Annotated in this window: 11 protein-coding genes; 2 read left to right on the forward strand and 9 right to left on the reverse strand. The window is 59.8% G+C overall.

Annotation, left to right across the window (positions count from 1 at the left end):
• Nucleotides 1–132: 132 nt before the first annotated feature.
• The 9 genes from R6254_RS05020 to scpA form a co-directional block, all read right to left on the reverse strand.
• A complete protein-coding gene (locus R6254_RS05020; protein ID WP_318404901.1) occupies nt 133–882 on the reverse strand; it encodes an enoyl-CoA hydratase in 750 nt (249 codons plus the stop codon).
• Complete coding sequence (locus tag R6254_RS05025) at nt 879–2,048, reverse strand: CaiB/BaiF CoA transferase family protein (RefSeq protein ID WP_318404903.1); 1,170 nt, start codon at nt 2,046–2,048, stop codon at nt 879–881. The genes R6254_RS05020 and R6254_RS05025 overlap by 4 nt, the downstream gene beginning before the upstream one ends.
• 1 nt (nt 2,049) lies before the next feature.
• Nucleotides 2,050–3,021: a Bug family tripartite tricarboxylate transporter substrate binding protein gene (locus tag R6254_RS05030; RefSeq protein WP_318404905.1), complete on the reverse strand. Its 972-nt coding sequence runs from the start codon at nt 3,019–3,021 to the stop codon at nt 2,050–2,052.
• A gap of 104 nt (nt 3,022–3,125) precedes the next feature.
• Nucleotides 3,126–4,022, reverse strand: coding sequence for a LysR family transcriptional regulator (locus R6254_RS05035; protein WP_318404907.1), 897 nt, complete (start codon nt 4,020–4,022; stop codon nt 3,126–3,128).
• Between the two features lie 124 nt (nt 4,023–4,146).
• Nucleotides 4,147–6,195 (reverse strand): acetyl/propionyl/methylcrotonyl-CoA carboxylase subunit alpha, encoded by a 2,049-nt coding sequence (locus R6254_RS05040; protein ID WP_318404909.1) that lies wholly within the window; start codon nt 6,193–6,195, stop codon nt 4,147–4,149.
• A gap of 41 nt (nt 6,196–6,236) precedes the next feature.
• The gene (locus R6254_RS05045; protein WP_318404910.1) at nt 6,237–6,899 is read right to left on the reverse strand and encodes a DUF6630 family protein; all 663 of its coding nucleotides are present in this window, start codon (nt 6,897–6,899) and stop codon (nt 6,237–6,239) included.
• Between the two features lie 9 nt (nt 6,900–6,908).
• On the reverse strand, nt 6,909–8,441 hold the full coding sequence (locus R6254_RS05050; protein ID WP_318404911.1) for an acyl-CoA carboxylase subunit beta: 1,533 nt from the start codon (nt 8,439–8,441) through the stop codon (nt 6,909–6,911).
• 32 nt (nt 8,442–8,473) lie between these two features.
• On the reverse strand, nt 8,474–9,493 hold the full coding sequence (meaB, locus tag R6254_RS05055; protein WP_318404913.1) for a methylmalonyl Co-A mutase-associated GTPase MeaB: 1,020 nt from the start codon (nt 9,491–9,493) through the stop codon (nt 8,474–8,476).
• A gap of 14 nt (nt 9,494–9,507) precedes the next feature.
• Nucleotides 9,508–11,676: a methylmalonyl-CoA mutase gene (gene scpA / locus R6254_RS05060; RefSeq protein WP_318404914.1), complete on the reverse strand. Its 2,169-nt coding sequence runs from the start codon at nt 11,674–11,676 to the stop codon at nt 9,508–9,510.
• 162 nt (nt 11,677–11,838) lie between these two features.
• Between scpA and R6254_RS05065 the strand changes: the two genes are divergently transcribed.
• Both R6254_RS05065 and R6254_RS05070 read left to right on the forward strand, forming a co-directional pair.
• A complete protein-coding gene (locus R6254_RS05065) occupies nt 11,839–12,474 on the forward strand; it encodes a GntR family transcriptional regulator (RefSeq protein WP_318404916.1) in 636 nt (211 codons plus the stop codon).
• A gap of 186 nt (nt 12,475–12,660) precedes the next feature.
• On the forward strand, nt 12,661–12,903 hold the full coding sequence (locus tag R6254_RS05070; protein ID WP_412103115.1) for a hypothetical protein: 243 nt from the start codon (nt 12,661–12,663) through the stop codon (nt 12,901–12,903).
• Nucleotides 12,904–13,061: the final 158 nt, after the last annotated feature.

The following is a 13,061-nucleotide window of genomic DNA, read 5'->3' on the forward strand; positions in this document are numbered from 1 at the left end:
GGATCGCTTTCTTTGCATAAACAACGACCCCTATTGTGCTTTTTTTCTTGCGACCAAAGGGCGGCGCAGCCCGCAGATTTTTCAATTTTTGCGCCGCGTCGATCTACCCGCCCTGCTTCGCGTTGCAGCGCTTCAGGTCTTGAGAAACGAGGCAACACCGGCCTTGAAGGCGGCGCTGCCGTACACCGCATCAATCAAGTCCTGGTCGGCCAGGTCCTGATCCACCACGATGCGCCGCATGCTCTCCTTCACGGCGTGCTGCGTAACCCGGGACAAACCCGCCAACTTCAATGCCAAGCCGTGGGCCGAGGCCTCCAGCTCTTCCGGTGCGCAGGCGCTGTAGACAAAGCCGCAGGCCGTTGCCTCCTGTACGTCCAGGTATTCGGCCAGCATCAACATACGCTTGACCCGGGGCGCGCCGAAGGCCGCCATCAACCGGGCAATGTTTCGGGACGACAGCGTGTTCGACAGGGTCTTGGCAATCGGGGCCCCAAAACGGGCACCGTGGCTGCACACCCTGAAGTCACACGCGGTGGCAATCGCCAGGCCACCGCCCACGGCCCAGCCGTCGATCGCGGCAATGGTGGGCACACGCATCCGCTCGATCGCATCAATCACCGTCTCCACAAAGGCTTCGTACTGCACACCTTCGCGGCCCTGACTGAACTGTGCGAAATGCTGGATGTCTGTGCCCGAGATGAACGAGCGCCCGCCCGCGCCCCGGAAAACCACGGCCTGGACCTCGGCATTGGCATTGCATTCGTCCAGCAACTGCAGCAGCCGTTCATACATCGCCTGTGTCATGGCGTTGTGACGCTCGGGCCGCTGGATCAGGATCTGGGCAACACCTTCGGTGACCGACAGGCGGACGAGTTCGCTCATACCTTCAGCGCCTCCAGCTCGGCCAGGATTTCGGCGTTGTGTTCACCCAGCAATGGCGGGTGACGCCGCACCTGCTGGGGTGTGCCCAACATCTTGACCGGGAAGCCGATGTTTTTCACCTTGCCTTCGATCGGGTGGTCAATCTCCATGCACATGCGTCGGTGCGTGCCATGTTCGCCTTCGAAAGCTTCGGGGTAGGTCAGGATGGGGCCCGCGGGAATGCCGGCTGCCAGCATGGTGTCCACCCAGTCGCTGCTGTCCCTTTTTGCAAACTCCAGCTCGATCTCCTCGATCAGTGCTTCGCGGTTTTTCAGGCGCAGCGACACCGTTTCGTAGCTGGGGTGTTTGAGCAGGTCTGGCCGTTCCAGCAGGGTACACAGCTTGGCCCAGAGCTTCTGGTTGGTCGCACCCATGACAAAATAGCCGTCGCGCGCCTTCACGGCCTGGTAAGGCGCGCTCATCTTGTTGCTGGTACCCAGCGGTGCGGGCGGCACGCCCGTGCCCCAGTACTCGGACATGTCCCACACGGAAAACGCCATGGCCGAGTCAAACAGGGAAGCGTCAATGTGCTGGCCCTGGCCGGTTTTCTGCGCGCCGATGTAGGCCGCCAGCAAACCATAAGTGGCGAACAACGCGCAGCCAATATCAGCCACCGGCACGCCGGCCTTGACGGGTTTTTCACCCTTGTAACCGGTCACGCTCATCACGCCGGACATGGCCTGCGCCATCAGGTCAAAGCCGGGGCGGCTGGCCCAGGGGCCGCTTTGCCCAAAGCCCGAGATGCTGGCATAGACGATTTTGGGGTTGATCTTCTTGATGGTTTCGTAGTCGATGGCCAGACGCTGAACCACGCCGGGGCGGTAGTTCTCGACAATCACATCCGCGGTCTTGGCCAGCTCGTAAAAAACCTGCTTGCCTTCTTCCGTCTTCAGGTCCAAGGTCAGCGACCGCTTGTTGCGGTTCATGTTCAGAAAGCCCATGCTGTCCGGGCCCTTCATCTTGAAACCCATGGCGCCGCGCGTCTGGTCCCCTTCCGGCGGCTCCACCTTGATCACGTCGGCCCCCAGATCGGCCAGCAACATGCAGGCAAAAGGCCCGGCCATCACCTGGCTGACGTCCAGCACACGGATTCCTTGCAGCGGCAAGGGCATAGCTGTGGCGCCCATATCAGCTCTCCTCGGTGATCTTGGCGGCACGCACCACTTCACCCCATTTTTTGTATTCCGCCGCCATGAAGGCCGCAAACTTGTTGACCGAGCCGCCGCCGTCTTCCACGCCGTAGCCGTCAAAACGCGCGACCACGTCGGGCATGACTAACACCTTGTTGATGTCGGCATTGATCTGGCGCGCCACGTCCTTGGACATGTCCTTGGGGCCTACCACGCCATACCAGCTGGAGGCATCAAAGCCCTTGAAGCCTTGCTCGTCCATGGTCGGCATGTCCGGAAAACCCTTGGCCCGCTTGACGCGGGTTTGCACAATACCCGTCATCTTCTTGGCCTTGACCATCGCGGTCGCGGCCGTCATGGTGTCGAAGCTGAAATCGATCTGCCCGCCTATCAGGTCGGTCTGCATGGGGCCCGATCCTTTGTAAGGGACATGGATGGTTTGCACCCCGGCGGCCATGTTGAACATCTCGGCCGCCAAATGTTGTACCGAACCGGTGCCCGACGAGCCGAAGCTGATTTTCCCCGGATTCTTTTTGCACAACTCCACCACCTCTTTGATGGAGGCGTATTGGTTCTTGGCGCTGGTCACCAGGATATGCGGCGTCGCACCAATCAGGGCAATCGGCGAAAAATCCTTGAGCGGATCGTAGGAAATGCTTTTGAAAATATGCGGCGCAATGCCATGGGTGTTCACATGGGCCATCAGCAAGGTGATGCCGTCGGTGAACTTGGTCTTTGCAAAATAGTCCGCCGCCAGCACGCCGGTGGCGCCAGGCTTGTTCTCGACGATGACGGGGCGGCCCCACACTTCGGAGAGTTTCTGGCCCACGATGCGCGCAAACACATCGGTTCCGCCGCCGGGAGCCCAGCCGACCAAAATCTTGACAGGCCCTTTAGGCAGATCAGCGCCCACGGCCCAGGGTGCGGCCATCACAGCGGCACTGCCAGCAATAAAGTCACGACGTTTCATTGTTTTCCTGCGAGAGAGTTGTGCCACGACTGTCGCGCACGGTCCGAGCAGGCGCAAGCATGTGAAACACATGCCTGGTTTCTTAATTCGCGAAACCTGGTCGTTCAGACGGGGGCGTTTGTGCCCAGCAGTTGGGCCACCACATTGCGCAGGGTTTGCTCCTGCGCCTGGCCTTCGACAAAGGACAACACATACGAACGCTGGTGCCAGTCCCCCTCGATGTCGGCCCAGCCCAGCGCCGCTTCGGGGTGAAAACCGCGCAGGATCTCAAGGGGCATCAGGCCTATGCCCAGGCCATTCCGCACCAGGGCCAGCATGGTGTCGAAGCCACTGACGGTGAAGTTGTTGCGAAACACCCGGCCACGGCTTTTGTGTGCCCTTTGCACCGCCGACAAAATGGCAGACCCTTTGCCCAAACTCACAATCGGGGTGTTCAGGATTTCGTCGATGCCCACGGGCTCGGTCGGGAACTGAAAATGGTGGCGGCTGTAAACCAGCACCAGGCTATCGTGCTGGTAGTCAAATTTCTCCAGATCCAGAAAACCGCTGGTTTTTTCGTAAATGCCCACATCAATCACTTTGTCGCGCAGCAATTGCTGGATGACCTGGCTGTTTTCTTCCAGGATTTTCAAAGTGATCTGGGGATATTTTTCCTGAATGCGGGAGATGTCCTTGGCCAGCGACTGGATGATCACCGACTTGGGCGCACCAATGATGATGCGCCCGTCACGGCCATGGCTCAGGGCTTGGGCATCGCCTTCCAGTCGGCCGATGAGGTTGTCGATCTGCTTGATATGCGCCAGCAGCTTGTCGCCGGATTCCGTGACCTTGACGCCGTGAGGCTGACGCTTGAACAGCTTCGTGCCCAGCTGTTGCTCCAGATCCGTCACCCGTTTGGAGGCCGCCGCAACAGCCAGGTTGAGCTTGTCGGCGGCCCGGGAAATACTGCCCTCTTCCGCAATGGCCAGCACCAGCTGGACCGTGGTTGTATCAATTTTCATGCTCACTCACAACGCGCACCCAGGCACAGCCCAGGTAAAAAAGCCCGCCTGCGGCTTGCGCAGGCGGGCTGGTTAGGCATGTGCGCCTATCAAGCGCAAATGACCATTCGGGCCGTTCGGGCCATCACACAAACTCCACAATCGGCTGGTCCACGCTGAGCGACTCGCCCTTGGCCGCCAGCACCTTGCCCACCACACCATCGGCCACGGCAAACAACACGTTCTCCATCTTCATGGCTTCAATCACCGCCACACGTTCACCGGCCTGCACTTTCTGGCCTACCTGTACGGCAACATCCACCAGCAGGCCGGGCATGGGTGACAACACATAACGGCTCATGTCGGGCGGTGCCTTGAAAGGCATCAAGCGGTGCAACTCGGCCGCACGTGGCGACAACACCATGGCGTCGAGCCGCGTGCCGTTGTGGGCAATACGGATGGCCAGCGGGTTGCGGCCCACGCCGCGTTCCACCTGCGCGGCAAACGGGTTGCCATTCACGGTGCCGCGAATGCGGGCGCCGCCCAGGTGCCAGTTGCTACATATTTCATAGCTGCTCACGCCCATGTCTATCCGGCTGGAGCCCGATTCGGCTTGATAATCCCGCACCAGCACCGCTTGCGGCGTGTTTTGCCCATCCGCCCCCAGGCCGATGACCACAAACTCTTCACCCACCGTCACGCCGTGGCCGGGCAACTGGCCGCTGATGCCGGCCGCACGGCCCAACATGCGGCGGTTGACATAAGCCACCAGCGCCACCAGGAAAGCCGGATCGGCATGCGGCACGTCTTCGGCATGAAAGCCTTTACCGTAGTTCTCGGCAATAAAGCCGGTGTTGAAGTCGCCCGCAACAAACTTCGGGTGCGCCAGCAAAGCGGCCTGGAAGGGGATGTTGCTGCTGATGCCGCGAATCACAAAAGCGTTCAGCGCCTCGCGCATCTTGGCAATCGCGTCCAACCTGTCCTTGCCATGCACGATGAGTTTGGCAATCATCGAGTCGTAATACATCGGGATCTCGCCGCCGTCCTGCACGCCGGTGTCCACCCGCACACCCATCAATTGCGCCGTGTCCGCCGCAAACATGGTTTGTTTGGGCGGCTGAAAACGCACGAGCCGGCCGGTGGATGGTAAAAAATTGCGGAACGGGTCTTCGGCATTGATGCGGCACTCGATGGCCCAGCCATTGCGCTGCACATCTTTTTGCGCCAGCGGCAGCTTTTCACCGGCCGCCACACGAATCATCAGCTCCACCAGGTCCAGGCCGGTGATGCATTCCGTCACCGGGTGTTCGACCTGCAGGCGGGTGTTCATCTCCAGGAAATAAAAACTCTGGTCCTTGCCGACCACAAACTCCACCGTGCCGGCGCTCTGGTACTTCACGGCCTTTGCCAGCGCCACGGCCTGCTCGCCCATGGCCTGGCGCGTGGCGTCGCTGATAAAAGGTGACGGCGCCTCTTCAATCACCTTCTGGTGGCGGCGCTGGATGGAACATTCGCGTTCGTTCAGGTAAATCACATTGCCGTGGCTGTCGCCCAGGAGCTGGATTTCGATGTGGCGCGGCTCCTCGACAAACTTCTCGATAAAGACCCGGTCGTCGCCAAAGCTGTTGCGCGCCTCGTTGCGGCAACTGGTGAAGCCTTCAAGCGCTTCCTTGTCGTTAAAGGCGACACGCAGGCCCTTGCCGCCGCCACCGGCGCTGGCCTTGATCATCACCGGGTAGCCGATGCTCTGCGCAATTTCAACGGCGCGTTCAGCCGTTTCAATCGCGTCGTTGACGCCGGGGATGCAGTTGACACCCGCCGCCCCGGCCAGCTTCTTCGATTCAATCTTGTCGCCCATGGCGGCAATCGAATAATGCTTGGGGCCGATGAAGATGATGCCCTCTTCTTCGACCCGTTTGGCAAAGCCGGCGTTCTCGCTCAGGAAGCCATAACCGGGGTGCACCGCCTGCGCGCCGGTCTGTTTGCAAGCGGCAATGATTTTGTCGGCCTGCAGATAACTGTCACGGCTGGGTGCCGGGCCGATGTTGATGGCCTCATCGGCGAGTTCGACATGGCGCGCGTCCTTGTCCGCGTCGGAATAAACCGCAACCGTCTTGATGCCCATCTTGCGGGCGGTGAGGATGACACGGCAAGCGATTTCGCCGCGGTTGGCGATGAGGATTTTGGTAAACATGATCAATTCCAGGTTAGAAGAGCGTCGTCGCGATTCAGGTGCTAAAGAGCCCCATTTGTGCTGTTGACGCTTTTTGCTATCAGGTTGGCTTGACTTGCCAAAGCAAGCAATTCAGTCGAACTGCCAGGCACGACAGTAAACAAACAGTCATCTCCACCGGTTTGAAATACGAGCAGGAAAAACCCCCGCTCACCAAGCCAGTCGCCGATAGCCATAAGCACGTCATCCGTTGAATCTCCATCAAAAAGTGAAGAACCTTTCTCCCATGGCAAGCCAATACGAGGCGCAAGTTCCGCTATTTGCCAAGCTATTTCGTCCGATGCTTTCCAATCAATGAAGCAGAACACACGTTCCACAATTGGGCTGTCCCGGTGGAGCGCGTCCATCAGAGCGCTGATTTCATCCGAATCTTCACCATTGCCAAATTGATTAATGACCAAATCGACCAATTGCTGATGTTTAATTTCGGGGATATTGACAGCTTTCAACAGCGCAACTGTTAACGCCTCAAGTCGGCGCCGGCGGTCCAGGATCTGCTCTCGCTCCTGCTCCGACATCTCTTCAATCTCATCCGTCTCACCTTTCGAAATCGATTCAATATCTGCCGGATCAGGCAGCATCTTGTCGTAGTCTTTTCCGAACATGTTGTGATACGCAGAAGGCGAGACTTCCGGCTTCTTTTTTTTCTTTTGAACCAAGACCACATACAGCGCCTAGAGAGGAATATTCCCGTGCTTGCGCCACGGATTCTCGATCTTCTTGTCTCGCAGCATCACCAGCGAGCGGCAAATGCGCTTGCGTGTTTCATGCGGCAGGATCACGTCGTCGATAAAACCACGGGCGCCGGCCACAAAGGGGTTGGCAAAGCGGGCCTTGTACTCGGCCTCTTTCGCGGCCAGTTTGGCCGGGTCGCCCTTGTCTTCGCGGAAGATGATTTCCACCGCGCCCTTGGCACCCATGACTGCAATTTCGGCATTCGGCCAGGCAAAGTTGACGTCGCCGCGCAGGTGCTTGGAGCTCATCACGTCATACGCGCCGCCATAGGCCTTGCGCGTGATCACCGTGATCTTGGGCACGGTGCACTCGGCGTAAGCGTAGAGCAGCTTGGCACCGTGCTTGATGATGCCGCCGTATTCCTGCGAGGTGCCGGGCATGAAACCGGGCACGTCCACGAAGGTGATCACCGGAATGTTGAAGGCATCGCAAAAGCGCACAAAACGCGCCGCCTTGATGCTGCTTTTGATATCCAGGCAACCGGCCAGCACCAGCGGCTGGTTGGCGACGATGCCGACGCTCTGGCCTTCCATGCGGGCAAAACCGATGATGATGTTTTTCGCGTACTCGGGCTGGATCTCGAAAAAGTCGCCGTCATCCACCGTTTTGACGATCAGCTCTTTCATGTCGTAAGGCTTGTTCGGGTTCTCGGGCACCAGCGTGTCCAGGCTCAAGTCCATACGTGTCGCCGGGTCGGCGCTGGGGCGCACCGGGGCCTTTTCGCGGTTGTTCAGCGGCAGGTAGTTGTAGAGCCGGCGCAGCATCAGCAGCGCTTCGACGTCGTTTTCAAACGCCAGGTCGGCCACGCCGCTCTTGGTCGTGTGGGTGGTGGCGCCGCCCAGTTCTTCGGCGCTCACCTCTTCGTGCGTGACGGTCTTGACCACTTCGGGGCCGGTCACAAACATGTAGGAGCTGTCCTTGACCATGAAAATGAAGTCGGTCATGGCCGGCGAATACACCGCACCGCCGGCGCTCGGGCCCATGATCATGCTGATCTGCGGAATCACGCCGCTGGCCATCACATTGCGCTGGAACACGTCGGCATAGCCGCCCAAAGACGCAACACCTTCCTGGATACGCGCGCCACCCGAGTCATTCAAACCAATCACAGGTGCGCCTACCTTCATGGCCTGGTCCATCACCTTGCAGATTTTTTCGGCATGGGCTTCCGACAGCGCGCCGCCAAACACGGTGAAATCCTGGCTGAAGACAAACACCAGCCGGCCGTTGATCATGCCGTAGCCGGTGACCACGCCGTCGCCGGGGATCTTGTTGTCCTGCATGCCGAAGTCGGTGCAGCGGTGCTCGACAAACATGTCCCATTCCTCGAACGTGCCTTCGTCGAGCAGCAGTTCCAGCCGCTCGCGCGCCGTCAGCTTGCCCTTGCCATGTTGGGCGTCAATACGTTTTTGGCCACCGCCCAGGCGTGCTGCTGCGCGCTTTTTTTCGAGTTGTTCGAGGATGTCTTGCATGGTTTACCTTCTGTGTACTTTGGAGATGCTACTTATTTAATAGCTGCTTGCGCCCGTCCTGATTGGGCTGAGAGCAGATTTCGAGCTGCAGTGGAGGCAGGGAGTTGGCCACTTTCCACCTGCGCCATCAGGGCCGGCAACAGGGCACTCACCGCCGGGTCGTGCCGGAAGGCCTGTTTCAGCCCCGCATCTATACGTTCCCACATCCAGGACAGCGACTGGTGCCGGCGGCGCGCATCCAGCTGGCCGTTGCTGGTTTGAATAGTTTTGAACTGCGTCACCGCCGCCCAGAAAACATCCACCCCTTTGTTGTGCAAGGCGCTGAGCTGCACCACCCGCGGATGCCAGAGTTTGTCGTAATGGGCCGCCTGCTCGCTGCCCATGGCATTGTTCGCCAGGCCAAACAAACGCATGGCCGAGGTGATCTGTGCCTCGGCGCGCATGGCGGCATCGGCATCAATGTCGGCCTTGTTGATGATCACCAGATCGGCCAGTTCCATCACGCCCTTTTTAATCGCTTGCAAATCGTCACCGGCATTGGGCAGCTGCATCAGCACAAACATGTCGGTCATGTTGGCCACGGCGGTCTCGGACTGGCCCACACCCACGGTTTCGACAATCACGATGTCGTAACCGGCCGCTTCGCAAACCAGCATGGCCTCGCGGGTTTTTTCGGCGACGCCGCCCAGAGTGCCCGACGAGGGGCTGGGTCGGATGTAGGCACGTTCGTGCACCGACAAATGTTCCATGCGGGTTTTATCGCCAAGGATGGAACCGCCGGAGACGGTGGAAGACGGGTCAATCGTCAGAACCGCCACACGGTGGCCTTGTGCTATCAGATACAAGCCCAACACTTCAATAAAGGTGGACTTGCCGACACCGGGCACACCGCTGATGCCCAGGCGAAAGGCTTTGCCGGTATGCGGCAGCAAGGCCGTCAGCAGTTCGTCGCCCTGCGCGCGGTGGTCCGCGCGGGTGGATTCGAGCAAGGTGATGGCTTTGGCGATGGCGCGGCGTTGCGCGGCGGCATCACCGCGCAACAAGGCATTCATCCTGGCGTCTGGGCTCACTTCAACGCAGCCCTGATCTGCTCCAGCACATCCTTGGCACTGGCTGGAATCGGCGTGCCCGGGCCGTAAATGCCTTTGACGCCAGCGTCGTACAACATCTCGTAATCTTGCCGGGGAATCACGCCGCCCACAAACACAATGATGTCGTCGGCGCCCTGCTTTTTCAACTCGGCGATGATGGCGGGCACCAGCGTCTTGTGGCCGGCCGCCAGCGTGGAAACGCCCACCGCATGCACGTCGTTTTCAATCGCCTGACGCGCGCATTCTTCGGGTGTCTGAAACAGCGGCCCCATGTCCACGTCAAAGCCGAGGTCGGCAAACGCGGTGGCAACCACCTTGGCGCCGCGGTCGTGGCCATCCTGGCCCAGCTTGGAGATCATCACGCGCGGACGCCGGCCTTCAGCTTCCGCAAAGGCGTTGATCTCGGTCTTGAGGTTTTCCCAGCCTTCGGCCGAGTCATAAGCGGCTGCATACACACCGGTCACCTTTTGTGTATCGGCGCGGTGGCGCCCGTAAACTTTCTCTAAGGCATCGCTGACCTCACCCACCGTGGCCCGCAGACGCACGGCCTTGATGCAGAGGTCCAGCAAGTTTCCATTGCCATTCTCGGCTGCGGCGGTCAAGGCGTCCAGTGCGGCCAGCACGGCTGCGTTGTCGCGTTTGGCCTTGATGGCGTTAAGGCGGGTGATCTGCCCGTCACGCACGGCCACGTTGTCGATGTCGCGGGTTTCAATCGCGTCTTCGGTCTTGAGTTTGTATTTGTTGACGCCGACGATCACGTCTTTGCCACTGTCGATACGCGCCTGTTTTTCGGCCGCGGCCGCTTCAATCTTGAGCTTGGCCCAGCCGCTGTCCACGGCTTTCGTCATGCCGCCCATGGCATCGACCTCTGCGATGATGGCCCAGGCCGCGTCGGCCATGTCCTGCGTGAGTTTTTCCATCATGTAGCTGCCGGCCCAGGGGTCGATTACATGCGGGATATGGGTTTCTTCCTGGATGATGAGCTGGGTGTTGCGGGCAATCCGCGACGAAAACTCGGTTGGCAAGGCAATCGCCTCGTCAAAGCTGTTGGTATGCAGGCTTTGTGTGCCGCCAAACACCGCGGCCATGGCCTCGATGGTGGTGCGTACCACGTTGTTGTAAGGGTCCTGCTCGGTCAGGCTCCAGCCCGAAGTCTGGCAGTGCGTGCGCAGCATCAGGCTCTTGGGGCTTTTGGCGTTGAACTCCTTCATGATGCGGCACCAGAGCAGGCGTGCGGCGCGCATCTTGGCCACTTCCAGGTAGAAGTTCATGCCAATCGCCCAGAAGAAACTCAGGCGGCCGGCAAAGCCGTCGACGTCCAGGCCCTTGGCAATGGCGGTCTTCACATATTCCTTGCCATCGGCCAGGGTGAAGGCCAACTCCAGCGCCTGGTTGGCGCCGGCTTCCTGCATGTGGTAACCCGAAATGCTGATCGAGTTGAACTTGGGCATGTGCTGCGCCGTGTACTCGATGATGTCGCCAATGATGCGAATGCTGGGTTCAGGCGGGTAGATATAGGTGTTGCGCACCATGAACTCTTTGAGGATGTCGTTCTGGATGGTGCCGCTCAACTTGTCCTGGCTCACGCCCTGCTCTTCCGCGGCCACCACATAACCGGCCAAGACTGGCAACACCGCGCCATTCATGGTCATGGAGACCGACACCTTGTCCAGCGGGATCTGGTCAAACAGGATTTTCATGTCCTCAACCGAATCAATCGCCACGCCGGCCTTGCCGACGTCGCCGGTCACACGCGGGTGGTCGCTGTCGTAGCCACGGTGTGTGGCCAGATCAAACGCCACCGACACACCCTGACCGCCGGCCGCCAGGGCCTTGCGGTAAAACGCGTTGGACTCTTCGGCCGTCGAAAAGCCAGCGTACTGGCGAATCGTCCAAGGGCGCACCGCATACATGGTGGCTTGCGGGCCGCGTATGAAAGGTTCAAAACCCGGCAACGTGTTGGTATAAGGCAGGTCTTTGACGTCTTCCGCGGTGTACAGCGGCTTGACCGTGATGCCGTCGGGCGTTTGCCAGTTCAGGGCATGGACGTCTCCGCCAGGCGCCGATTTGGCGGCGGACTTGGCCCAGGCATCCAGGCTGGCGGGGGTGAATTCAGGAGCGGGAGGATTTTTGGAGGTACTCATGCGGGTGCATTCAAGGAGTTGGGCGGGCTGTTTTGCGATCGCCGCCAGTTTACATCATTCATAATTATTGATGCAAAATTCAATTTCAGCTAAGATGGCATCCTACAGCCCCAGGGCTGCAAGCCGTTCTCCCCCTCCTTCTCCTTTTAAGCCCGAAAGACCATGGCCGCTGTTTCACTGACGCCCCGAGCTCTCTATGAAGAGGTCGCCGAGCTCTTGCGCCAGCGCATCTTCAGCCGCGAACTGGCGCCCGGCAGCTGGATTGACGAACTCAAGCTGGCCGAGGAATACGGCATCAGCCGTACGCCCTTGCGTGAAGCGCTCAAGGTACTGGCCACCGAAGGGCTGGTGACCATGAAAGTACGGCGCGGCGCCTATGTCACCGAGGTTTCCGAGCGCGACCTGACCGATGTGTACCACCTGCTGGCCCTGCTGGAAAGTGATGCGGCCGGCGTGGTGGCGGCTCATGCGAGCGACGAACAATTGCAGGAGTTGCAGGACCTGCATGCCCAACTGGAAGCGGCCACTGGCGACCGCGAGCAGTTTTTCGCCATCAATGAACGTTTTCACATGCGCCTGCTGGAAATCGCCAACAACCGCTGGCGCGACCAGATGGTGGCCGACCTGCGCAAGGTCATGAAGCTCAACCGGCACAACTCGCTGCTCAAAAGCGGCCGCATTGAAGAGTCACTGGCCGAACACCGCGCCATCATGCAGGCGCTGAGCGCTCGCGATGCTGAGGCCACGGTGCAGCGTATGCGCGAGCATTTCAGCCATGGGCTGGAAGCTGCTGCCTAGTTGCTCGGTACTGGAGCCTGCCGCAAGGTGGGTCAAAAACGCCTCACGGCTCAACCACGTTGAACAAGGCTAAAACCCCACTTTCCGGGGGCAAGGTCACCGGTCGCCTGGCCGCAGCTGCCGTACCGGGTGTGACGCCATGTCGAGGGCCAGATCAAACGCACAGACCGTGCGCAGTTCAGCGTGGTGTGCAACGACATGAGCCCCCTGCGGCAACTGGCGCTAACAGCCCAAGGCGTGAGCCTCGCGCCCGATTCGGTCGGTTTGAGCCACGGCGCCGAGTCCCGGGTGCGGCTGCCGGTCAAAAAACCCAACGCCCTGCGGACCCACGACAGCATCGTCACGCTGACCCGGCGTACCTTGTCACCGGCAGCACGGGCATGTTCCGCGCTGGTCCACGACATGATGGCGTCCGGCCGCGTGGTCTGACAAATTCGCTACGCTTTTAATAGCAACTTGCGCCCGTCCCTTCTTGGCTGTAGCTCGTTTTTTCTTAAGAAACGGGCTTGATTCCATTTTGACGACCTACGCGGCCACGCGATCGCAAGGAGATACAACGCGCCCTATGATCTAGGGTTTGCCCTGCC

The sequence above is a fragment of the Polaromonas potterensis genome (genome assembly GCF_033446725.1).
Classification (GTDB): domain Bacteria; phylum Pseudomonadota; class Gammaproteobacteria; order Burkholderiales; family Burkholderiaceae_C; genus Polaromonas.

Bases quoted from the DNA above. Each gene is read 5' to 3' on its own strand.
- R6254_RS05040 (WP_318404909.1), bottom strand. From the start codon at position 6,195: ATGTTTACCAAAATCCTCATCGCCAACCGCGGCGAAATCGCTTGCCGT.
- R6254_RS05050 (WP_318404911.1), bottom strand. From the start codon at position 8,441: ATGCAAGACATCCTCGAACAACTCGAAAAAAAGCGCGCAGCAGCACGC.
- meaB (WP_318404913.1), bottom strand. From the start codon at position 9,493: ATGAATGCCTTGTTGCGCGGTGATGCCGCCGCGCAACGCCGCGCCATC.
- R6254_RS05030 (WP_318404905.1), bottom strand. From the start codon at position 3,021: ATGAAACGTCGTGACTTTATTGCTGGCAGTGCCGCTGTGATGGCCGCA.
- scpA (WP_318404914.1), bottom strand. From the start codon at position 11,676: ATGAGTACCTCCAAAAATCCTCCCGCTCCTGAATTCACCCCCGCCAGC.
- R6254_RS05065 (WP_318404916.1), top strand. From the start codon at position 11,839: ATGGCCGCTGTTTCACTGACGCCCCGAGCTCTCTATGAAGAGGTCGCC.
- R6254_RS05035 (WP_318404907.1), bottom strand. From the start codon at position 4,022: ATGAAAATTGATACAACCACGGTCCAGCTGGTGCTGGCCATTGCGGAA.
- R6254_RS05020 (WP_318404901.1), bottom strand. From the start codon at position 882: ATGAGCGAACTCGTCCGCCTGTCGGTCACCGAAGGTGTTGCCCAGATC.
- R6254_RS05025 (WP_318404903.1), bottom strand. From the start codon at position 2,048: ATGGGCGCCACAGCTATGCCCTTGCCGCTGCAAGGAATCCGTGTGCTG.